This window comes from Desulfoscipio gibsoniae DSM 7213, from assembly GCF_000233715.2.
Taxonomy (GTDB): domain Bacteria; phylum Bacillota; class Desulfotomaculia; order Desulfotomaculales; family Desulfallaceae; genus Sporotomaculum; species Sporotomaculum gibsoniae.
The window spans coordinates 1,581,020-1,602,958 of record NC_021184.1; the positions used below are offsets into that span (position 1 = coordinate 1,581,020).

General features: G+C 44.5%; 21 protein-coding genes. 12 read left to right on the forward strand and 9 right to left on the reverse strand.

Annotation, left to right across the window (positions count from 1 at the left end; all coding sequences use genetic code 11):
* Window positions 1–37: 37 nt before the first annotated feature.
* The 9 genes from DESGI_RS07335 to galU all read left to right on the forward strand — a co-directional run bounded on the left by DESGI_RS07335 (window position 38) and on the right by galU (window position 9,845).
* Entirely contained in the window at window positions 38–1,336 is a 1,299-nt protein-coding gene (locus DESGI_RS07335; RefSeq protein ID WP_006523896.1) for a UDP-glucose dehydrogenase family protein, read from the forward strand.
* A gap of 43 nt (window positions 1,337–1,379) precedes the next feature.
* The gene (locus DESGI_RS07340) at window positions 1,380–1,916 is read left to right on the forward strand and encodes a metal-dependent hydrolase (protein WP_006523897.1); all 537 of its coding nucleotides are present in this window, start codon (window positions 1,380–1,382) and stop codon (window positions 1,914–1,916) included.
* Between the two features lie 19 nt (window positions 1,917–1,935).
* Window positions 1,936–2,769: a PHP domain-containing protein gene (locus tag DESGI_RS07345; RefSeq protein WP_006523898.1), complete on the forward strand. Its 834-nt coding sequence runs from the start codon at window positions 1,936–1,938 to the stop codon at window positions 2,767–2,769.
* Between the two features lie 69 nt (window positions 2,770–2,838).
* Window positions 2,839–4,266: a mannose-1-phosphate guanylyltransferase/mannose-6-phosphate isomerase gene (locus DESGI_RS07350; RefSeq protein WP_006523899.1), complete on the forward strand. Its 1,428-nt coding sequence runs from the start codon at window positions 2,839–2,841 to the stop codon at window positions 4,264–4,266.
* 82 nt (window positions 4,267–4,348) lie between these two features.
* Window positions 4,349–5,422, forward strand: coding sequence for a mannose-1-phosphate guanylyltransferase (locus DESGI_RS07355; RefSeq protein WP_006523900.1), 1,074 nt, complete (start codon window positions 4,349–4,351; stop codon window positions 5,420–5,422).
* 115 nt (window positions 5,423–5,537) lie between these two features.
* Window positions 5,538–6,920, forward strand: coding sequence for a phosphomannomutase/phosphoglucomutase (locus DESGI_RS07360; RefSeq protein WP_006523901.1), 1,383 nt, complete (start codon window positions 5,538–5,540; stop codon window positions 6,918–6,920).
* A 104-nt stretch (window positions 6,921–7,024) separates the two neighbouring features.
* The gene (locus DESGI_RS07365; RefSeq protein WP_006523902.1) at window positions 7,025–8,212 is read left to right on the forward strand and encodes an ABC transporter permease; all 1,188 of its coding nucleotides are present in this window, start codon (window positions 7,025–7,027) and stop codon (window positions 8,210–8,212) included.
* 19 nt (window positions 8,213–8,231) lie between these two features.
* Window positions 8,232–8,900 (forward strand): ABC transporter ATP-binding protein, encoded by a 669-nt coding sequence (locus DESGI_RS07370; protein WP_006523903.1) that lies wholly within the window; start codon window positions 8,232–8,234, stop codon window positions 8,898–8,900.
* A gap of 27 nt (window positions 8,901–8,927) precedes the next feature.
* Window positions 8,928–9,845 (forward strand): UTP--glucose-1-phosphate uridylyltransferase GalU, encoded by a 918-nt coding sequence (galU, locus tag DESGI_RS07375; protein WP_006523904.1) that lies wholly within the window; start codon window positions 8,928–8,930, stop codon window positions 9,843–9,845.
* A 20-nt stretch (window positions 9,846–9,865) separates the two neighbouring features.
* Here the strand turns inward: galU and DESGI_RS07380 are convergent, their stop codons facing one another.
* Window positions 9,866–10,390: a hypothetical protein gene (locus DESGI_RS07380; protein ID WP_006523905.1), complete on the reverse strand. Its 525-nt coding sequence runs from the start codon at window positions 10,388–10,390 to the stop codon at window positions 9,866–9,868.
* 215 nt (window positions 10,391–10,605) lie between these two features.
* On the opposite strand from DESGI_RS07380, the gene DESGI_RS07385 reads away from it, so the two are divergent.
* The gene (locus DESGI_RS07385) at window positions 10,606–11,301 is read left to right on the forward strand and encodes a winged helix-turn-helix domain-containing protein (protein ID WP_006523906.1); all 696 of its coding nucleotides are present in this window, start codon (window positions 10,606–10,608) and stop codon (window positions 11,299–11,301) included.
* A gap of 12 nt (window positions 11,302–11,313) precedes the next feature.
* Window positions 11,314–13,098: a two-component system histidine kinase PnpS gene (gene pnpS / locus DESGI_RS07390; protein ID WP_006523907.1), complete on the forward strand. Its 1,785-nt coding sequence runs from the start codon at window positions 11,314–11,316 to the stop codon at window positions 13,096–13,098.
* 41 nt (window positions 13,099–13,139) lie between these two features.
* Here pnpS and phoU read toward each other — a convergent pair whose 3' ends face one another.
* From phoU to DESGI_RS07415, 5 genes are all read right to left on the reverse strand, one after another.
* A complete protein-coding gene (phoU, locus tag DESGI_RS07395) occupies window positions 13,140–13,799 on the reverse strand; it encodes a phosphate signaling complex protein PhoU (protein ID WP_006523908.1) in 660 nt (219 codons plus the stop codon).
* 15 nt (window positions 13,800–13,814) lie between these two features.
* Window positions 13,815–14,579, reverse strand: a complete 765-nt coding sequence (gene pstB / locus DESGI_RS07400; RefSeq protein ID WP_006523909.1) for a phosphate ABC transporter ATP-binding protein PstB — start codon at window positions 14,577–14,579, stop codon at window positions 13,815–13,817.
* Between the two features lie 50 nt (window positions 14,580–14,629).
* Window positions 14,630–15,514, reverse strand: a complete 885-nt coding sequence (gene pstA, locus DESGI_RS07405; protein WP_006523910.1) for a phosphate ABC transporter permease PstA — start codon at window positions 15,512–15,514, stop codon at window positions 14,630–14,632.
* The gene (gene pstC / locus DESGI_RS07410; RefSeq protein WP_006523911.1) at window positions 15,514–16,401 is read right to left on the reverse strand and encodes a phosphate ABC transporter permease subunit PstC; all 888 of its coding nucleotides are present in this window, start codon (window positions 16,399–16,401) and stop codon (window positions 15,514–15,516) included. Before pstC ends, pstA begins: the two co-directional genes overlap by 1 nt.
* Before the next feature lie 189 nt (window positions 16,402–16,590).
* Window positions 16,591–17,502, reverse strand: coding sequence for a phosphate ABC transporter substrate-binding protein PstS family protein (locus DESGI_RS07415; protein WP_006523912.1), 912 nt, complete (start codon window positions 17,500–17,502; stop codon window positions 16,591–16,593).
* A gap of 491 nt (window positions 17,503–17,993) precedes the next feature.
* Between DESGI_RS07415 and spoVT the strand changes: the two genes are divergently transcribed.
* Window positions 17,994–18,527, forward strand: a complete 534-nt coding sequence (spoVT, locus tag DESGI_RS07420; RefSeq protein WP_006523913.1) for a stage V sporulation protein T — start codon at window positions 17,994–17,996, stop codon at window positions 18,525–18,527.
* A 118-nt stretch (window positions 18,528–18,645) separates the two neighbouring features.
* Here the strand turns inward: spoVT and DESGI_RS07425 are convergent, their stop codons facing one another.
* The 3 genes from DESGI_RS07425 to gnd all read right to left on the reverse strand — a co-directional run bounded on the left by DESGI_RS07425 (window position 18,646) and on the right by gnd (window position 21,884).
* Window positions 18,646–19,305, reverse strand: coding sequence for a cyclase family protein (locus DESGI_RS07425; protein ID WP_006523914.1), 660 nt, complete (start codon window positions 19,303–19,305; stop codon window positions 18,646–18,648).
* Between the two features lie 124 nt (window positions 19,306–19,429).
* The gene (zwf, locus tag DESGI_RS07430; protein WP_006523915.1) at window positions 19,430–21,001 is read right to left on the reverse strand and encodes a glucose-6-phosphate dehydrogenase; all 1,572 of its coding nucleotides are present in this window, start codon (window positions 20,999–21,001) and stop codon (window positions 19,430–19,432) included.
* Window positions 20,988–21,884, reverse strand: a complete 897-nt coding sequence (gene gnd / locus DESGI_RS07435; RefSeq protein WP_006523916.1) for a phosphogluconate dehydrogenase (NAD(+)-dependent, decarboxylating) — start codon at window positions 21,882–21,884, stop codon at window positions 20,988–20,990. Before gnd ends, zwf begins: the two co-directional genes overlap by 14 nt.
* Window positions 21,885–21,939: the final 55 nt, after the last annotated feature.

The window sequence follows — 21,939 nt, forward strand, 5'->3', positions numbered from 1 at the left end:
TGTTCAGTCTTACTTGGAAATTAATAGGGGTGAGGTTATGAAAATAATTATATTGGGTCTTGGTTACGTTGGGTTAGTAACAGCTGTAGGATTAGCTAATTCCGGTCATGAGATTACTGGTTTGGATGTAGATATGAACAAAGTAAAAATGCTCCAAAACGAAAATATGTATATTTATGAACACGGGCTGGAAGAATTAGTTAAGGAAAATACAAAGAACGGCAGGCTTGCATTTGATACTTTAGAAAATATAAGTTGCATTGATTCGGAAGTAGTTTTTATTGCCGTTGGAACACCATCCCAAAGCAATGGCTCAGCCGATCTGAGCCAGTTAAAAAATGCCATAGAACATGTAGTGGATAAAGCCAAAAGTCCTCTTACTATTGTAGTAAAATCAACCGTACCACCGGGGACCGGAAAGAAAATTAAGGAAATGTACCTGGAAAAGGCAAGTTTTAAACATTCATATGTATCAAATCCAGAGTTTCTGAGGGAAGGACAAGCTTTAAAGGATTGGTTTTATCCCGATCGAATTGTAATTGGCGGTGATGACAGGGAGGCAACTGCCTTCATTAGTGATTTATATAAAGATATTAAGGCTCCAATCGTTATTAGTGATGTTACTACTGCGGAGATGATTAAATATGCTTCTAATGCGTTCTTAGCGACCAAAATTAGTTTTATAAACGAAATAGCCAATTTAAGTGATTTAACGGGCGCTAACATTGATGGTGTTGTGCAAGGGATATCTCATGACCCTAGAATCAGTGGCAGTTTTTTACGCGCCGGTATTGGTTATGGAGGTTCATGTTTTCCAAAGGATGTAAGAGCCTTAGATTTTATATCGACAATTAACGGGCACAGCTTTGAGCTTTTAAAGGCTGTTATAAACGTTAATAATCGCCAGCGTCTTATTCCAATTCAAATTCTCAGGAGAGAGATGGGTTTGTTATCTGGGAAAAAAATAGCCGTTTTAGGACTGGCTTTTAAGCCTAATACGGATGATATCAGAGAAGCTCCGAGTATTGAAATAATCAACTTACTTATTGGAGAAGGAGCAGCTATTAAAGCGTATGATCCCATAGTTGATGGTACTGAAAAGAACTTTTATTATCAAGAGGCGGTTTTTACAAAAAATGTATGGGAAACCGTAAATGATGCAAATGCCATAATTCTTACTACTGAATGGGATGAATTTGTTAATTTAGATTGGTTTGAGGTTTATAAGTATACTCAATCACCTCATATCATTATTGATGGGCGTAATGTATTACAACCAAGGTTAATTAATGAAATAGGCTTTAAATATTTTGGCATTGGAAGGAGTTGCGTATAAAAATTTTAGTTTAAATTTAGTTTAAATAGTGAGAGGCTAAAAAATGCTGTTGTTAGCTCATGTTGGAATAACCCTGGGAATGGCAAAAGGCATCCAGAAAGTCATGGAAGACCAGGGTATAAAGGGAATCACAGAATGGATCGACTTACGTCTTGTTATTATAGGATCGATACTTCCCGATATTATTGACAAGCCCTTGGGCGGGATTATTTTTAAGGAAACCATTGGAAACGGGCGTATATACAGCCACACGCTGCTCTTTTTGCTTTTTCTTTTAGTTGTGGCTGCCTACGTTTGGTCTAAATACAGCAAGCCTGGTATGTTGGTTGTAGCCGGGGGCTGTATCGTACACCATATTTTGGACGGTATATGGCTTTACCCTGGGACTTTCCTGTGGCCTGCCTACGGTTGGGCATTTCCAAAGGGAAACCCGGAGAACTGGCTTCAGCTATGGCTAAATCTATTAACCGAACCGCGTTATTTTTTGCAGGAGGTGATTGGAGGTATCATCATAATTTGTTTTGTAAAAAATATAGTTTCCCGGCGGCAGTTTGTTAAATTCATTGTAAACGGACGTTAAGAAAGAAGAGGTGTCTTTATTGACAGGTTTTGCCGACTTGCACATTCACTCCACTACCTCGGATGGGAAACTGAATCCCGCTCAGGTGGTAGCCCTCGGGAAGGTATTGGACTTTCAGTGCATAGCCCTTGCCGACCATGACAGTGTGGGCGGTATAGAAGAAGCCCTGGCCGCCGGCGGCGAGCAGGGCGTCGAGGTGCTGCCGTGCGTGGAGCTTTCCACGCTGTACAACGGCGGCGAAGTCCACATATTGGGATACTTTATAGACTGGCGTTCCGCTGTACTTCTCAACAAGCTTAAACAAATTATGGACTGCAGAACCGAACGGGCCATACAGATGGTGGATAAACTGGGGAAGTTGGGACTGGATGTCACCTGGGAAGAAGTAGCAAGCCGGGCCGGCTCCAGTTTTGTGGGCAGGCCTCATATAGCGCAGGTACTTATGGATAAAAAATACATCCGTGAACTCAAGGAAGCCTTCACCGAAGATTTTATAGGGAAAAACGGCAGGGCTTACGTGGAGAGGTATGAGATCAACCCCGATGAAGCCATAGAGGTGATCAGAAACTCAGGTGGAGTTGCAGTGCTGGCCCATCCCGGATTCTTCAAAAAACAGTTGAAACTGGATCGCGCTGATATTGAATACCTGGTGAGCAGGGGACTGCAGGGCGTAGAGGTTTATCATACCAAGCACAGTGTTGAGGATGTACAAAATTATAAGGCCATTGCGGAAAGTCTTAATTTAGCTATTACAGGCGGGTCTGATTGTCACGGCGGTAACACGGGTGAGATATTGATGGGAAAAATTAAATTGCCATATGCTTATGTCGAGAAATTGAAGGAGCTACGATAAGTAGAGGGTTTGCATAAAAACCTCTTATAATGCTCCAATTAGATTCAAAACAAAAAAGAGGTGGTACTGATGAAAACAATAATATTGGCCGGCGGGAGCGGAACCAGGTTGTGGCCCCTCAGTAGGGATAACTTTCCTAAGCAATTTTTAAAACTTAAGCGTATGGACAAGTCTATATTTCAAATGTCTTTTGAAAGGTGTCTTAAGTTAACCGGCTTAGAGGAAATTTATATTGTAACCAATATAAACTACAAGTTCTGGGTTTTAGGGCAGATCGAGGAACTTGGATATAAATTTAATGAAGATCATATCCTGGTGGAACCGTCAGGTAAAAATACTTTACCTGCAATATATTATGGAGTAGTTGAAATACAAAAAGGCGGCGATGATATAGTTGCGGTCTTTCCCTCCGACCACCTGATAGAGGATGATGATGGGCTAACCCGGGTTATAAAACAGGGTGAGCAGCTGGCCGATAAGCATGTCATTACCTTTGGTATTCATCCGAAAAAACCACATACTGGGTATGGTTATATCAGACCCAAGGAACCTTTAACAGTCGGCTATTCAGTTGAGGAATTTAAAGAAAAACCGGATTTGGAAACTGCCCAAATTTACCTGGAAAAGGGGTACCTGTGGAACAGCGGTATGTTCATGTTTAAAACAGATGTTTTCATAGAAGAGGTGAGGCAGTATTGCCCCGAGGTTTATAATGCTTTTCAGCTAAGTGATATCAAGGAGGTTTACAATAATACAATAAGTATTTCCATTGATTATGGCATCATGGAGAAGTCCGGCAGGACGGCTGTCATTCCAGTGGATATTAGATGGAGTGACCTGGGGAGTTTTGATACTTTTTATGAGAAGTTTTCAGGCGATGAAAACGGAAACATATCTTTTAGCGACGTTACGCTAATCAATTCCGTTAATAACCTATTATATACCAATGAAGATAAAGCGGTTGCAGTCATAGGTGCTGAGGATTTAATCGTCATAGATGAAAAAGACGCCTTGCTTATATGTAAAAAGGGATATTCAGAGAAAGTAAAAGATGTAGTTAATAAATTAAAGTCAACCAATGATCCCAAGGCGGACTATCACTTAACCACTTACAGGCCGTGGGGGTCCTATACAATTTTGGAGGAAGGTTTTTTTTATAAGATAAAGCGGATTAGTGTTTTGCCTGGGAAGAAGCTAAGCTTGCAATTGCACCACCACCGCAGCGAGCACTGGGTAGTGGTCAAAGGCACGGCCAAGGTGACTGTAAACGCTTTGGTGAAATTTGTGCGCAGCGGTGAGAGTACCTTTGTTAAATCAGGGTACAAGCACCGGTTGGAAAACCCGGGGAAAGTTATACTCGAAGTAATCGAGGTACAGCTTGGCCAGTATTTGGAAGAAGATGATATTATCAGGTTTGATGATGACTTTGGTCGGGTCGGAACCGATGATGCCGAGTCTGAACTAAACTCCTCCTATAAAGAAGTTGCTGTTCTGTAGAATAAAGACTAAGCAAATTTTTAAAAAAGTATTTGACACTATTTAAGCATAGCTCACATGATTAAGGGGGAATGGAAAAGGTATGCCTTTTGTGGTGATTATGGCTGGCGGACGGGGGGAGAGGTTTTGGCTCCGTAGCCGGCTGGCGGCGCCCAAGCAATTTTTAAATCTCGTTGGCGACAAGACCATGCTTCAACTCACTGTTGAGCGGATGGTAGACTTGGTCGGAATATCCGACATATACATAGTGGCGGGTTCGGATTATAAGGATATCATCATGGAGCAGGTGCCGCACCTGCCGGAGGAAAACATTCTCATCGAGCCCTGCGGTCGGGATACCGCGGCTGCCATCGGGCTTGCCGCTTTGATTTTAGAGCGTAAGGATCCCCGGGAGGTCATGATTGTTCTACCGGCGGACCATTATATCAGTGACGTGCACTGCTTCCGGAAAGTGCTTAAGAGCGCGGTGGTGGCGGCCTGTTCGGGAGAGGAGATCGTTACCATTGGTATTGCTCCCCACAGGCCGGAGACAGGTTACGGCTACATTAGTCAGGGTGAAATACTTGATATTATTGCCGGAGTGCCTGTATACCGAGTTTTTCAGTTTCTGGAGAAGCCTGACTACGCAAAGGCTGTCAGGTTACTTGCATGCGGTAATTACCTGTGGAATAGCGGCATGTTTATCTGGCGGCTGGATTTAATTCGTCGACTAATTGAAAAACATACCCCACAACTTGCTCGGGGTCTGAATAAGATTGGACAGGCCATGGGGACGGGACAATATACGGCCGTACTGGAAGAGGTCTATGCGAAGCTACCAAGGATTTCGGTGGACTACGGTATTCTGGAAAAGGCGGATAGTGTTTTAGTGGTACCGGGGGATTTCGGCTGGGATGACATCGGCTCATGGATAGCCCTGGAGCGTTACGCTGAAAAGGATGAGCGAGGAAATATCATTGAGGGCCGGGGCGTAATGCTGGATACAAGCGATACCTTCATTTATTCCCCCGGCAAGACGGTTGGTGTCATAGGGGTAGAGAATTTAGTCGTGGTAAATGACCGGGACAGTATCCTGGTCTGTCGCAAGGACCGGACCCAGGAGATAAAGAAAGTGGTGCAGGCTTTAAAGGATAAAGGCCTGGATGAAGTACTGTAATGCCAAACACTATGTTATAAATTGGGGATATTCCTTTTCGAAAATCGTCAATGTCTAAGGGATTTAGATAATCTAAAAAGGTGTATCCCCTAACCTTTATAGGAGGAATCCCAATATGGTAACTGTTAATGAACATATTTTTCGCCAGTATGACATTCGGGGTGTGGCTGAACAAGATCTAACCGATGAAGTTGTAACACTTTTAGGCAAAGCTTTTGGAACTGTAGCTATGCAAAAGGGTTCATATAAAGTGTTGGTGGGGAGGGATAACCGTCTTAGCTCCGAACGCCTGCGGGACGCCCTAATAAAGGGGCTTATGTACGTGGGCTGCGATGTTATGGATATAGGCCTGGTGGTCACGCCGATGCTTTACTATGCTAGAGTCCACTTTTGGGTTGATGCAGCGGTGATGATTACCGGCAGCCACAATCCACCGGATGAAAACGGTTTCAAGATGGCCCTGGGCGACGGGACCATTTACGGAGACGATATTCAAAAGCTTAAGGAATTGATGATGGCCGAAGAGTTTTCGGCCGCATCTGGAAGCCTTGAAATGGTAGACGCCATCACTCCGTACCTAAATATGTTAATGAAAAAAATAGAGGTTGGTCCACAAAAGTTAAAGGTGGCTGTGGACTGTGGTAACGGTACGGCTGGCTTGTTTGCTGAAAAAATATTGGAGAATTGGGGCTGCGAAGTAATACCGCTGTATTGTGAATCTGACGGCTCCTTTCCGAATCACCAACCGGATCCGGTGAAAACGGCCAACCTGGTGGAGTTGAGAAAAGTGGTGCTGGAGAAGGGGGCGGATCTCGGTGTAGCTTTTGATGGCGATGCAGACCGCATTGGGGTGGTGGACGAGACTGGGAATATTATCTGGGGAGATACGCTGATGTGTCTTTACTGGCGGGAAATTATGCCAAAATACCCCGGAGCCAAGGCCATCATCGAAGTGAAGTGTTCCCAGGCTTTAGTGGACGAAGTGGAACGCCTCGGTGGAAAGCCTTTCTTTTACAAAACGGGTCACTCATTGATCAAAGCCAAGATGAAGGAAGTAGGTGCGGTCTTCACCGGGGAGATGTCCGGGCACATTTTTTTTGCGGACGAGTTTTACGGTTTTGACGATGCCTTTTACGCTGCCGGCCGCCTTTTTAGGGTCCTTTCCAATTCAGATATGCCGCTTTCAAAGATGCTCTCAGGTATACCGAGGTATTACTCTACGGCTGAAACCAGGGTTCCTTGCCCGGATCGGGATAAATTTAAGGTGGTCAGCGGGCTGGCTCAGTGTTTTAAACGGGAATATCCAGTGGTTGATGTGGATGGGGCAAGGGTGCTCTTTGGCGACGGGTGGGGCCTGGTGCGGGCTTCTAACACCCAGCCCGTGCTGGTGGCTCGCTGCGAGGCAAAAACTGAAGAAGGAGTACAGCGCATTTGCTCTATTATGAAGGAAGCCCTAAAGGAGTTCCCGGAGGTTAAAGACTTTGAGTGGGAGTATTAAGCTTTATTTGAAATTATAAATTGAGACTGTACTAACTTTAGAAAAAATATTGGTGAAGCCCGGGTGATTACAGTCAGATAATTCATAAACATGGAGATGAGAGTTTGTCTTTATTATTATTTTCAATTCAAAACGCCTTTCGTAAAAAAGCGGTGATGATACTGGCCGTTCTTGGAGTAGCCTTTGGTATCGCGCTAATGACTTTTCTTTTGTCTCTGGTTGCAGGAATGGATAACCGGGCTGAGCGCACCCTTGGCGATCTTTCAAATAGAATCATGATTTCCGGCAGAGATGCGCTCTTCGGCGGCTTGTTTTTTGGTATGGGGACAACCCCTATACCTTTTTCTTATATGGAAACCATTAAAAACATACCGCACGTGGAAAAGGTTTATGCACAGGTTTCAGCGATTATGCGCCCTTATAACGTAGAATACGACATGCCTTTTTATGGATATGAAACTCAAGATATATCAACTGTTACCAGCATACCTCACAACAAAATTATAGAAGGGACTGCTCCTGCAGATGATAAAGAGATTATCATTGGGGCCAGTCTTCAGAAGTACATGAAGTTTATTGATGCTCCTTATGAAATAGGAAATGTTTATCGTTTTATCGTTCCGGAGAAAGGACAGGCGAGGGTTCTGGAGCTAAAGGTTGTGGGTGTTTACCAGACCGGCAACGAAGTCTTGGACAGTGCTTTCAGCGGATCTGAACACCTGGCTAGAGATATTGGCAAGATACCGGTCGGAAAAGTATCTTCCATTAATATAACAGTGGATAAGATCGATAATTTGGAATCTGTAGCGCTGTCCATTCGGAACGAACTATCCGACAAAAAACCGGAAGTTCAAGTAGTGTTGCCCAATGAAGTGCTGAATCCGGTTAAAGACGTATTGGACATATTCGGCAGGTTTCTCATAGCAGTTTCCGTGGTGGCCGTGGTGGTCGGGGCGCTTACCATCATGGTTGTGATGCTTTTATCCGTCATTAACCGCATACGTGAGTTCGGTATTCTGAAGGCACTGGGTTGGACCCCGGCTAATATTATCTTTCTGGTGATGGTGGAGTCTCTGGTTATGAGCATGCTTGGAGCCGCCCTGGGGGTGGCCTTGGGCTACGCCGGCCTGGTTTTGGCCAGGGATTTGATAGCCTTGGATTTTGCCAACCTCACCCGGCAAACAGCGTTTTATGTAGGTCTGGCCGGTATTTTCATCGGTATAGTGGGGGGAATTTACCCGGCCTGGCGTGCCAAGGGAGCGGCGCCGGCGCGGATACTTCGTGGAGTATAGCTTATGGAGGTGCGTTTTATTGGAGCCGGATGTGTTGATCTCTGGGAAAAACTTGACCAGGGTTTACGGGAAGAATAAGCTTGCGGTTAAAGTTTTGGACGTGAAAAGCTTGGAGATCCGGAGGGGTGAATTTATCGCGCTGACTGGTCCTTCCGGGTGCGGTAAAACCACCTTGCTAAACCTTTTAGGTGTCCTGGACAGGCCCAGCGGTGGAGATATTATTTTTGAAGGAAAAAAGATTTCTGAACGGGATGAGGCTTTCCTTTGTAGATTTCGTCGGCAGAGGATCGGCTTTATTTTTCAGGCCTATCATTTGATTCCTACTATCAGCGCTTTAAAGAATGTAATGGTGCCTGCCTTCCCTTTGGGGAGCGGCAGATACAAGAGGCGTGCAATGGAACTGATCAGGCAGGTGGGCCTAGCGGGAAAGGAAGGGCGCAGGCCGGATGATCTTTCCGGTGGTGAGCAACAGCGGGTGGCCATTGCCCGAGCTCTTCTGCTGGATCCGGATCTGATCCTGGCTGACGAACCCACGGGCAATTTGGACTCGGCTACCGGGGCGGAAATTATGGATTTGCTGAAAACATTGAACCAAAAGGGTAAAACAGTGCTGGTGGCCACCCACGACCAGCGGGTGGCGGAAGGTTGTGGTAGGAATATAAGGATGATGGATGGGCAGATAATCTAGGAACTAAGGTGAGTAGGAGGTAATTTCATGAAAGTTCGTAAAGCAGTCATACCGGCGGCAGGTCTGGGCACAAGATTTTTGCCGGTAACAAAAGCATTACCAAAAGAAATGCTGCCTATAGTGGATAAACCTACAATTCAATATATAATTGAAGAGGCCGTGAATTCTGGTATAGAGGACATTTTAATAATCACCGGCAGGGGGAAGTGGTCTATAGTAGATTATTTTGACCGCTCCCCTGAGCTTGAAGCCGCTCTTGGCGGGAAGGGAAAATCCTCACAATTGAAAACCATTGTTCAATTAACTAAAATGGCAAATATTTACTATATAAGACAAAACAAGCCCCTTGGCCTTGGGCACGCCGTTTATTGTGCTAAATCATTTGTTGGAGAAGAACCATTTGCTGTTTTATTAGGCGATGATATTATAAAAGCCCCTGTACCGGCATTAAGACAGTTAATAGAAGTTGCGGAGAGTTTTAATTCCAGTGTAATAGGTGTAAGGGAAGTTCCAATTAGTGATGTTGGTAAGTATGGCATCATTAAGCCTGCAGAAGGCATAGGTTCCGTATACAGGGTAGAAGACTTGGTAGAAAAACCATCTCCTGAAGCTGCTCCTTCTAAATTAGCCATTATGGGACGATATGTTTTAAACGCGTCTATTTTTAAGTGTTTGAAAGACCTTCCGGCTGGCGCCGGCGGGGAGATTCAATTAACTGATGCATTGAGGGTTCAATCTGGACTTGAACCTGTTTATGCTTATATGTTTGAGGGGATACGTTATGATGCCGGGGACAAACTTGGGTATTTAAAAGCCACTGTTGAATATGCCCTTGAATCTTCTGAGCTAGGGGAACAATTTTCAAGGTATCTCGAAGATTTATATCAGGAGCGCAGGAACCATACCCTTGCTTTGCAGGAAGTTGCCGCGTCAAGCGATATGTAAATAAACCTTTCCGGGCATAGTTATTGAAATTTTTGCCCCCGGTTGTAAAATTCTCTTTTTATGTCTTGCTTTTTACGCTGATATGCGTATCTGGCTTGTTTAATTAGGTCTAAAGGAAGGGAGTTTACTTGCAACTCCTTTTCCATTTGTGCTATATATCTGGTAAAATCCCGGTCACAATTTTCTTCCAGAAGCCTTAAACGCGGCAAATATTTTGAGGCTAGGGAGTAAGGGGAGTAATTAGGGTCTTTCGCTTTTAAAGCTTGGTATTCTTGGTAGGCGGACCGGGCAAGTTCAGATACCCCCTCATAGTAGTTATCTTCGACCTCAATAATTAATACCTTATACTTTCGGGCGATGATTAGTTCTCTTTGTTCCATCTGCTTAGGTAATTTTATTATTTCTTTATTATTTAAAAAAAAGTTGGCGTGCTGTTGTTTTACCTTCTGGGCTTCTATGTAACCAGGTAAAACTGTTCCCAGGTAGATCCCCAGGACCAGCGGCAGATGGACAGCAATAAATAATATTATGATTTTATTGCGCACTTTTAAACCTCGCAACATACACTTTTTGTGTATTATGCCAGGTATAAGCTGGAGTTAATCATTAATTAAAGAGTAAAATCAATATTAATTTAGTCATAACTACCTTAGCATTATTAGGTTATCTATAGTATTATTAAGCTATTATCCCGTAAATTTAGTTTGGGCTCATAACTAATAAGTTTAATTTTTAGTCTATAGATGCTGGAGGTTGCTTTATGCCGTATAAGGTATTAGTTGTTGATGATGAAGAATCGATAGTCAGGTTGGTAACATTTAATCTGGAAAAAGAAGGTTTCCATACACTGGTAGCAAACAACGGCAACGAAGCGCTTTCCAAGATTCATGCTGAACAGCCTGATTTAGTAATTTTAGACTTAATGCTCCCGGGACTTGACGGTCTTGAAGTATGCCGGCTTGTGCGCCGGGAGGGATTACCTGTAGCCGTGATTATGTTAACTGCAAAGGACCAGGAAATAGATCGTGTGCTGGGCTTGGAACTGGGAGCGGACGACTATATCACCAAGCCCTTTAGCCCCCGGGAACTGGTTGCACGGGTTAAAGCGGTCTTGAGGAGAACATCTACCCGTGAAGAAATACGCCAGCCAAGTGAAAGGATAAAAATTGGAACCTTGAACATAGATTCTGAGAGACACGAGGTAAAGGTCAACGGAAAGCAAGTGGAACTTACGCCCAAGGAATTTGAGCTGCTTGAATTTTTGGCCAGGAATGCAGGCAAGGTAATGACCAGGGACGTATTGCTTAACCATATCTGGGATTATACATATGATGGAGATACCAGGATTGTGGATGTACATGTTAGTCACCTGCGCGAAAAAATTGAAGCCAACCCCAAAAGCCCTGTTTACATCAAAACCGTGCGGGGCGTGGGTTACAAGTTCCATGAAGAATAGGTAGATAAACTTATGATTTTTAAAAGACTGCGCTGGAAAATAACAGTATCATATATTGCTGTGGTTATCCTTTCCATGCTTATTTTAGGAACATATCTAACGAATTCCCTTGAGGATTACTTTTATAACAGCATTGAAAAAAGGCTTACCACACAAGCGCTGCTTGCCTCCAGGCTTGTAGTTGAAAAAAGTGGTGATTTAGGTGCAATCGGACTTGATCAGCTGGCCAAACAAATCAGCTCAGATGTTCAGGCCAGGGTAACTATCATTGATAGCACCGGGGTTGTGCTTGGTGATTCAGAGAGAGATGCTACATCTATGGAGAATCATATTGACCGGCCTGAAGTTCAGGCTGCCGGGAAAAAAGGCTCCGGAACTGCCATTCGCTACAGCAAAACCCTTAACACCAATATGATGTATGTAGCCTTACCCATAAATGCAAACGGCAGCGGTGAAGGCTTTATACGATTAGCGTTGCCCCTTACAGAAATTAAGCAAGCTTTTTGGGGCTTGTGGTCGGATATGTTGAAGGCTATATTGATAGCTTTTTTAATTACTACACCGGTAGGGCTTACGCTGGGTAAAAAAATAACTGGTCCGGTTGAACAGCTGATTGAATTTGCCAGGCAAATTTCAAAAGGTAATTATGATGGCAGGATTAGAGTCAGGAGCGGTGATGAAATAGAAAAATTGGCCATAACACTGGAGCAAATGGCCGATACAATTAAAGAGAAGGTCAGGCTGATTTCGGAAGGTAGAAACAAGCTTGAAACGGTTTTGGCCAGCATGTCCAGCGGGGTTATTTTTATTGATAAATCAGGCCGCATAGACCTGGTTAATCCGGCGGCGGAAAAGTTTCTGGCTTTCCTGATCAGAAGGGGAGGCGACATACCCCACGGCTCTTCGATTAGATACCCGGAATTATCGTCCGCTATAAATGAAGCATTGCAAAAGGGACAAGTTATTGAGCAGGAAGTTAAAATATTTATTCCGGAAGAAGCGATTCTGGCGGTTACTGTTTCCCCATTCCGTGACCAGACGGGCGCTTTAAATGGCGTGGTTGCTGTAATGCACGATATTAGCCGCATTAGGAAACTGGAAAAAATCCGCACTGAATTTATTGATAACGTATCACATGAGTTAAAAACACCGGTAACAGCAATCAAGGGTTTTACTGAAACGCTATTGGACGGGGCCATGTACCAGCAGGATATATGTCGAGAATTCATCGAAATAATTGATAAAGAGACCGCCCGTTTGAGCCGCCTGGTACATGAACTTTTAGACTTATCAAAAATAGAATCAAAGAATACGCAGATAAAAACCAAATCAATGGATATAAATAAAATAATCCGGGATACAGTTGCAAAACTGCGTGGTCAAATTGATGGCTCCGGGCTTGAAATAAAACTTTCGCTGCCAGGCAAACCGGTGATTGCCAAAGCAAATAGCGACATGATTGATCAGGTGCTGATTAATCTCATAGATAATGCTGTTAAATACACCTATACCGGTGGTGAAATAGAGATTGAAGTTTCAGAGGACGACCAAAACGTAGTAATTAAGGTTCGTGACAACGGTATCGGTATTCCCGCAGTGGATCTTGAAAGAATTTTTGAAAGGTTTTACCGGGTGGATAAAACCAGGAGCAGGGCTATGGGTGGCACCGGACTGGGACTAAGCATAGTCAAACATATAGTAGAACTGCACGGCGGTATAGTAGGCGTACAAAGCACCCCGGGAGTGGGGTCAGAGTTTTTCTTTACATTGCCCAAACCTACAAATAATAAAAGCTAAACTGTTTGCAATAGCCACCCTGAGGGTGGCTTTATATTTAACTATGATTCATTTAGTTCTAATCTTTCTCCAGTGATCATGTATATAATCCACTCGCTTAAATTCGTAGCATGGTCACCAATACGTTCCAGGTATCTGGCTATAAATAAAAAGTAAGTAGCCTGCTTGATGTTTCGGGGGTCCTTGGTCATTAAGTCGATTAATTCATTAAAAGTTTTGGTATAGTAATTATTTATTTCATGGTCATGCATGGCAGCCTTTAGGGCCGTGTCGCGATCCTCATTGACATAAGCGGTTAAGTTTTCCCGAACCATTACCTGGGCTAAATCGGCCATCATAGGTATATCTGTCAGCGGTTTGATAAACGGTTCATTACCTATTGATAGAACTAATTTGGCAATGTTACTGGCGTAATCGCCCATCCTTTCCAGGTCAGTATTAATTTTTAAGGCGGTTCCTATAAACCTGAGGTCACGTGCCATAGGCTGTTGTAGTGCCAGTAGTGACAGGCACCCGCGTTCTATTTCCAGCTCCAGCCGGTCAATCTTTTCATCATCCATGACCACTTGTTCAGCAAGATCCAAATCCTGGCGCTTTAAAGCTTCAATTGACAATGCAATAGCATTGCCTACCATTTTGCCCATAAGCAAAATATCGTTCCTCAATTTATTAAGTTGTTCATGAAAAGACTCTCTGGTCATATTCTTAACCCCCTTTTAGCCGAACCTGCCTGTGATGTAGTCTTCTGTGCGCTTATCCCGGGGTGTGGTGTAAATTCTATTAGTAACATCATATTCAATCATTTCACCGTTTAAAAAGAAACCGGTGTAATCAGAGATTCGGGCAGCTTGCTGCATATTATGAGTAACTATGGCAATGGTATAGTTGGCTTTTAACTGGTGAATCAAGTCCTCAATTTTAGATGTAGAAATAGGATCAAGAGCTGACGCAGGTTCATCCATTAGTATTACTTCAGGATCCACGGCCAGCACCCTGGCAATTACAAGTCTCTGCTGTTGACCTCCGGAAAGCCCCAGCGCGGGCTTGTTGAGCCTGTCTTTAACTTCATCCCACAGGGCTGCCGCTTTTAGACTATTTTCAACAATACCCATCAATTCATCTTTATTCCTGATGCCATGAATACGTGGACCATAAGCTACATTATCAAATATATTCAGCGGAAATGGATTGGGTTTCTGAAAAACCATACCTATAACCCGACGCAATTCCACCGGGTCTACACCAGCCCCGTATATATTCGTTCCGTCAAACAGCACTTCTCCTTCAATATGTGTTCCTTCAATTACATCGTTCATACGGTTTAGGGTTCTAAGGAAAGTCGATTTCCCGCAGCCTGAGGGGCCGATTAAAGCGGTCACCTTATTTCTTTTAATTGGTAAATTAATACTGTATAAAGCCTGAAAGCTTTTATAAAAGAAGTTTAGGTTTTTTGTCTCCATTTTATTACTTGAAACAGTCATTAAATCACCCCTTTCTAGAGCGAAAAAGTTAGGTAATAGGCTAACATAGCTTAAACTGCCGTGAGACGCTTCTGTATTAATCTACCCAACCAGCGAGCACCAAAGTTAAAGGATAGAACCACCAGTACCAATATCGCCGCCGAGCCGTCAGCAACACGCCTCAAGTCAGGGATAAGACCTTCCGAGTTAACCTTCCAGATATGCACGGCCAATGTTTCAGCAGGTCTAAAAGGGTTTAAGGGTGATGTAGGGCTGAATATATTCCAATTTGAAAAATCCAGAGGGGGACTGCTCATACCCGCAGTATACAGCAGGGCCGCTGCCTCACCAAATACTCTCCCCGAGGTAATAATAATACCGGTAATCAGGCTGGGAAACGCGCAGGGTACAATGATGCGCCAGATGGTCTCCCAGTGGGTGGCGCCCAATGCCAGGCTGCCTTCCACCAGTTCCCTGGAAACACCCCGGATGGATTCTTCTGAAACCCTTACCAGGAACGGCAGGTTGAAGACCGTTAAAGCCAGTGCCCCGGACATAATGGAGTAACCCCAGCCCGTAGCGTTTACGAAGACGAGTAAACCGAAAAGGCCCACAACAATAGAAGGCAGGGAGGTTAAGGTTTCAATAGCAATGCGCACCCCTTCGGCCAGCTGGCTGCGCCCGGCGTATTCCGCCAGGTAGATACCTGCCAATAGACCGATGGGTATAGATATCATCATTGTTAAAAATAAAATGTAAAATGAATTAAAAATTTGTGGCCCGATGCCCCCACCGGCACGAACTGTTTCCGGTGGTGCAGTGATAAACTGCCAGTCAATGGACTTTAGTCCGTGGTAAAAAATATACCCCAGGAGGGTGCCTAAAATCAGCATAACTAACCCGGCGCCTACCCAAAATGTTATTGTGGCAAGATTATTCTTTAACTTTGCATCCATTAAACCGCCCCTCTCCTAACCACGCAACGAACAATCATTATAAAGAACAACGACATCAACAGCAGCAGCAATCCCATTGACCAAAGGGCACTGTTCCAAATACTGCCCTGAACAGTGGCCCCCATATCCATGGTAATTGCGCTGGTGAGAGTCATTATGGGACTTAAAATGGAAGTCGGTATTTCCCTGGTGTTTCCAATAACCATTTGCACCGCCAGGGCCTCGCCAAAAGCCCGGGCCATGCCAAGTACCACTGCAGTAATCAGGCCGGAGCGGGCGGCAGGGATTATGGCCATGCGAATAGTCTGCCAGCGGGTGGCTCCCAGGGCGTAAGATGCGTGTTTCCATTCCACGGGCTGCGCACGCAGAGTGTCCGTGGAAACGCTGATTATCGTAGGAAGTATCATAATGGATAACACCAGGAAACCGGCCATCATGCTGAAGCCCCCACCTCCAAATAAAGACCTGATTACAGGAACAAGCAGGCTAAGGCCAATATAACCGTATACTACAGAAGGTATGCCGGCCAGCAGTTCCACCGCCGGCTGCAGCAGCCGCTGTCCCCAGCCGGGGGCAATTTCCACAATAAAAACCGCCACGATTACCCCCAGGGGGGCGCTTATAGCTACCGATAACAAGGTTACTGAAATAGAGCCAATAATAAAAGCCAGTGAGCCAACCTGTGGTCCCCCTTCCCCCGGTGACCGGTCCGGCCGCCATTGGTCGCTAAATAGAAACTCCCACAGGCTGACTTCATTACTAAAAAAAGTGGATAACCCCTTGGAACCGATATAATAAATAATGGATATGGTAAGTATAATTACAAAAGCTGCACACAGCATAGTTACGCCATGTCCGGCTTTGTCATAAAATAATCTCTTTTTCATTGCAAAAACTCCTTCGGAATTCCGCCATTGCCAAGTGTTAAGATAATGTAATCCTCTTGTTCGATTGTTTTTGGTGCCCGCAATAACGGTTTTGTCGGGTTTCCCGTAAAAGGCCCGGACAGTAAAAGGCGAGGTGGTAAATAATGATTATAAACCTTTATCAAACACCTCGCCGGAATTATAATAGATTTATTTGGGGGTAACATTCCCCTGAACGTCGCGCTCAATTTGCATCTCAGTAGAGGGTATATAACCGAGGTCAACAACCAGTGACTTTTGAACATCGTCCGACAACATATAATCAAGGAATTCTTTAGCTAACCCGGTAGCATCACCTTTGGTATACATGTGTTCGTATGCCCATACCGGGTATTTTCCGTTGATTATGTTTTCTTTAGTGGGTTCAATACCGTCCAATTTCAAAGGAGTAACACTACCGTCAAGGTAGGACAGGGCCAAATAACCAATGGCACCCGGAGTTTCGCTGATGATTTTACGCACTGTACCGGAAGAATCCTGTTCGATACCTTTAGCTTCTTCAGCACCTTTCAAAGCAATGGCTTTAAAAGTAGCTCTGGTTCCTGAACTGCTGGGTCGATTGACCAATTGTATTTTTACGTCTGCTCCTCCAAGCTCTTTCCAGTTGGTTATTTTTCCGGTAAATATATCAATTAGCTGCTGTTGGGTTACATTGTCAACTCTTACATCAGGATTAACCACTGCAGCCATGCCTACTACACACACCTTATGGTCAACTAATTGGGAAGCTTCTTCAGCCTTAAGTTTTTCTTCTGCAAACACATCCGAGTTACCAATATCGGAAGCACCCGATGACACCTGGCTAAGACCTGTGCCGCTACCGCCACCTTGCACAACAATTTGCGTTTTAGGGTTGTCAGTCATGAACTGTTTGGCCGCTTCTTCCACCAAGGGTTGCAGCGCTGATGAGCCTACAGCTGTAATTGAACCTTCAGAGCCACCGCTTTGGACTTGGCCCTCCTCGCTTTGCTGGTTGTTTTTACCGCTTCCACAGCCGGTAACGACAGCCATCAACAAAACAATACCAACTAATAGAGCAAAAACCTTAATTCCCCTCTTCAACTAACCATGACCTCCTTTTAATGTTTAATGTATTTTAAATACATCTAAAGCAAATATAACAGATGCTCTTTAAGGTGGATTAAATGTTGTGTAAAGAATGTAAAGATAGCATTAAAATTTACTAAACCTAATGTTTATTACCTAATAGCAACAACAAAAAATACTGTCAGAAAAAATATTGTTAGTAGAAAACTAATAATTAAGGATTATTGGGATAACTTTAAAAAGAGTAACTTGGATAAAATTACTGATGATGTGGTAAAAAATATCGATGAATCAGTCGAAAAGATGTTAAGGAAGCAAGGGGAGGGTTCTCCTGCTTCCTTAAGAAGAAGCAGGAGAACCCTCCCCTTGCTTCCCCTTTTGGAAGTTTAAGGAATGGATTCTTTTTACTCACATACTTTCATATTTTTCTACTAATGATAAGTTTAATCGGGAAAAACTAACTACTATTAAGCAAAATATAAAATACCAATCAAGAGGGGGATCATATGAAAGCTACGGGAATTGTTAGAAGAATAGATGACCTGGGTAGAGTAGTAATACCTAAGGAAATCAGGCGTACGATGAGGATACGAGATGGTGAACCGCTGGAAATATATGTTGACAGGGAAGGAGAGGTAATATTAAAGAAATATTCTCCTATTACTGATTTGGGACAGTATGCCAAGGAATACGCCGATTCACTGCATGAAGCCATCGGCTATATAGTCTGTGTGGCAGATCGTGATGAAATCATTGCTGTTTCCGGCGGATTTAAAAAGGATTTATTGAAGAAGTCAATTGGGAATGTACTGGAAGATATTATTAGTAGCGCTCAAACCAAAATATTACAGGAGGAACACAGTTTAACAGATGACGAACGGGTGACTTTTAAAAACAGTGTTATTGCTCCCATCGTGACTAATGAAAATGCCATTGGTGCCGTGATTATTACTTCCAATGAGGATGTTCAAATGGGCAACCTGGAAAATAAACTTGCCGAAACAGCAGCAGCTTTTCTGGCTAAGCAAATGAAGGAATAGAAGATCCAAGATGCGGTATTATATAGAACTTTGTCAACCGGGTTGCTACAGCCCGGTTTTAGCGACAGTGTGTGAACAGGGAAGGGTATGAGCTGGGTCTCCAACAACATAAACATTTCTAGCACCGCGCAAGGAAGCAGGGGAACCGTCCCCTTGCTTCCTCTTGAACCAGCACAGCTCTGACAGGTGCTCCTTCGGCACCCCTTATTTTTAATGGTGCAGCTATGAGAAGGTATTTACCTTTAACTACATCTTTCAATCTTAAACCTTCCAGTATCACTATCCCGGCCTCAAATAATATTTTATGTGTTTCATGCCCGGGCTGGTCTCTTTCGATGCCCAGGGCATCTATGCCTACACCAGTAATGCTTTTATCTTTTAAATAAGCCGCGCCGCTGCTATCCAAATAAGTAAAATTGAAGTCAAAGGTTTCAATGTAAGAGTTTCGGGTACGTAACAGTATAAAATCACCGCTTTTAATATCATGCTTAGCTAAATCACTCGCACTGATTTTTTCGTTTAGCGCGGTTAAATCAAATACTTTGCAAGGGGTAATTAGTCTCCTCAAATCAATTTGGTCAATGGTAGCACCCCCCGGCAGCATGTGCAGAGGGGCGTCCACATGGGTGCCGGTATGGATGTTCATTTGTATTCGGGATTCATAGGTGCTCCCGTTGGTAAAATCACTTACGCGCGACAAAACCGGCCGTTTGTCATTTTTATTTTTATATACTGGCATGTCCGGGTGGACAATCATGGAAATATCATAAATCTTCATTATGGGCTCCTTTATCTAGGCGAGGGGTCTGGCTAAAATAACATTTATGTACGCTTTAACGTACGTGTGATTACGCTTGGGTGTACAGATATTTTTCACTGTTATTAACAGGCTGACACCGCCCTTAAACATATCGCTGCTGCTTGCCAATATGCAGCCATTCTCTACCGTCCCGGCTGATTAGCTCTTCAGCTGCCCGGGGGCCCCGGTGGCCGGCCGGGTAGTTGGGAAAATCAGGGGTATACTGCCGCCATGTGGCGGCAATGGTGTCTACAAACCTCCAGGAGTGTTCCACCTCATCCCAACGGGTAAATAATGTTGAGTCGCCTCGCAGGGCGTCAAACAACAGCCTTTCATAAGCCTCAGGGGAATTGAGCTCGTCCGGGCAGTTCTGGCAAAAATCCATCTGTACCGGGACAATCTGGCTTTGGGCACCGGGTTTTTTAGCGTTAAATTGAAAGAATACCCCTTCCTGAGGCTGGATTTTTATTACCAGCAGGTTGGAATGCAGTTGCCCGTTCAGCCGGGCATATAAAATTGGGGGAAGTGACTTGAATTGAACAATAATCTGGGTGGCTTTAAAGGGCATTCTTTTACCGGTACGGATATAAAAGGGTACACCCGCCCAACGGAAATTTTCAATGTTCACTTTAATAGCGACAAAGGTTTCCGTGTTTGAACCGGGTGGCACCAGTTCCTCCTGCCGGTAGCCTGGTACAGGTTTGCCCTGGGCTGTGCCGGAACCGTACTGTCCCCGCACCACGTTTTTCTGCACTAGATCGGGAGTAAATTCCTGCAGAGTGCTCAATACCTTGACCTTTTCGTTCCGGATAGCTTCTGTGTTCAGGCTGGCGGGTGGTTCCATGGCGGTGAGAGTAAGCAGCTGAAGCATATGGTTTTGCACCATATCCAGCAGCGCCCCGGCCTGTTCATAATAACTCCCCCGGTTTTCCACGCCCACCATTTCACAAGAGGTGATTTGAATATTATCGATAAACTGATTGTTCCAGATAGGCTCTAAAAACATATTGGCAAATCTAATTACCATAATGTTTTGCAGCATTTCCTTACCCAGGTAATGATCAATGCGGTAGGTGTTCTTTTCCGCAAAAACCCCGGTGATTTTTTTGTTTAACTGCCGCGCCGAGGACAAATCTCTGCCAAAGGGTTTTTCAATCATCGCTCGCTGCCAGCTGGTTTTGTTGCGCACCATGCCGTGAGCCTGTAGTTTTTCCACAATGACTCCGAAATACTCCGGCGCTACCGCAAGGTAAAAAATACGGTTGCCCCGGGTTTGATATCGCTCATCCAGCCGCTGTAAAAAATCAGCCAGCCCGATATAACCGCTGTCGTCTGTGAAATTAAATCTTTGATAATATATTTTCTGCTGCAGATTTTGCCAGACCTTGGCATGCATGTCAAACCGGGCAAAGTTTTTTATGGAATTATATACTTCATACCGGTAATCTTCATTACTTTTTTCTCGCCTGCCTATAGCTACCACGGCAAAATTGCCGGGTAATTTTTGTGTGCACTGCAAATTATACAGGGCGGGCATTAACTTGCGATGGGTCAAATCACCCGTGCCGCCGAAGATAACCAGTATACAGGAGGTGTCAGTGTCCGTGCTGTTGATGAAGTTAAAAACATTGCCTGCGTTATCTATCAAGTGTTCAGGTAAGCTATTTTCTATCAACTTGATGGCCCCCAAATTGATTTCTCAGTGCAGCCACTACTTTGCCGCTGAAGGTGTCCTCCTGTTCCGAACGATAGCGCATAAAAAGCGACCCGGCAATCACGGGTACCGGCACCTTTAAATCCAGTGCCTCCTGCACGGTCCACAGACCCTCGCCCGATGAATACATCACACCCTTGATGGCTGACAGGTCAGGGTCCTGTATAAAGGCCTTTTCGGTAAGCTCGATTAGCCAGCTGCGAATAACTGAACCGTGATTCCATACTCGGGATATTGCCGCCAAATCCAGTGTAAAACTACTCTTCTCCAGTATTTCAAAACCTTCCCCAATGGCCTGCATCATCCCGTACTCGATACCATTGTGCACCATTTTGACAAAATGCCCGGAACCGTTGGCCCCGGTATGTAAATAGCCGTTTTTAACACAAATGTCCTGGAAAAGTGGCTCAAGGTAGGCAAATACTGCCGGATCCGCGCCAACCATGGTGCAAGCGCCGTGCCTTGCCCCGTCTGTTCCGCCGCTGGTGCCCACATCAACAAAGTCAATCTTTTTTTCTTTTAACATTTGGTACCTGGCTAAGGTGTCCCGGTAATGTGAATTGCCCCCGTCGATAATAATATCGTGCTCGGCCAATAAAGGCACCAGACTGGCTATAATATCATCCACGGGCTGTCCCGCCGTCACCATCAGCCAGATCACCCGGCGCGGCTCCAACCGGGCCACCATTTCTTCCAAGCTATCAACCCCGGTGATACCTGCCGTCACAGCCCGCTGCACTGTGGTTGCGGTCCTGCTGAAGCCCAGTATCTGGTGCCCGTGATCCTGCATGTTAAGGGCCAGGTTGAGGCCCATTTTACCTAATCCAATCAGACCTATCTGCATAAACAAAAAAACCTCCTAATGGGGTCAGGCTTAAACTTTCTTAAACTAACTATGA

Bases quoted from the DNA above. Each gene is read 5' to 3' on its own strand.
- DESGI_RS07335 (WP_006523896.1), top strand. From the start codon at position 38: ATGAAAATAATTATATTGGGTCTTGGTTACGTTGGGTTAGTAACAGCT.
- DESGI_RS07340 (WP_006523897.1), top strand. From the start codon at position 1,380: ATGCTGTTGTTAGCTCATGTTGGAATAACCCTGGGAATGGCAAAAGGC.
- DESGI_RS07350 (WP_006523899.1), top strand. From the start codon at position 2,839: ATGAAAACAATAATATTGGCCGGCGGGAGCGGAACCAGGTTGTGGCCC.
- DESGI_RS07355 (WP_006523900.1), top strand. From the start codon at position 4,349: ATGCCTTTTGTGGTGATTATGGCTGGCGGACGGGGGGAGAGGTTTTGG.
- DESGI_RS07360 (WP_006523901.1), top strand. From the start codon at position 5,538: ATGGTAACTGTTAATGAACATATTTTTCGCCAGTATGACATTCGGGGT.
- galU (WP_006523904.1), top strand. From the start codon at position 8,928: ATGAAAGTTCGTAAAGCAGTCATACCGGCGGCAGGTCTGGGCACAAGA.
- DESGI_RS07385 (WP_006523906.1), top strand. From the start codon at position 10,606: ATGCCGTATAAGGTATTAGTTGTTGATGATGAAGAATCGATAGTCAGG.
- pnpS (WP_006523907.1), top strand. From the start codon at position 11,314: ATGATTTTTAAAAGACTGCGCTGGAAAATAACAGTATCATATATTGCT.
- phoU (WP_006523908.1), bottom strand. From the start codon at position 13,799: ATGACCAGAGAGTCTTTTCATGAACAACTTAATAAATTGAGGAACGAT.
- pstB (WP_006523909.1), bottom strand. From the start codon at position 14,579: ATGACTGTTTCAAGTAATAAAATGGAGACAAAAAACCTAAACTTCTTT.
- pstA (WP_006523910.1), bottom strand. From the start codon at position 15,514: ATGGATGCAAAGTTAAAGAATAATCTTGCCACAATAACATTTTGGGTA.
- pstC (WP_006523911.1), bottom strand. From the start codon at position 16,401: ATGAAAAAGAGATTATTTTATGACAAAGCCGGACATGGCGTAACTATG.
- spoVT (WP_006523913.1), top strand. From the start codon at position 17,994: ATGAAAGCTACGGGAATTGTTAGAAGAATAGATGACCTGGGTAGAGTA.
- DESGI_RS07425 (WP_006523914.1), bottom strand. From the start codon at position 19,305: ATGAAGATTTATGATATTTCCATGATTGTCCACCCGGACATGCCAGTA.
- gnd (WP_006523916.1), bottom strand. From the start codon at position 21,884: ATGCAGATAGGTCTGATTGGATTAGGTAAAATGGGCCTCAACCTGGCC.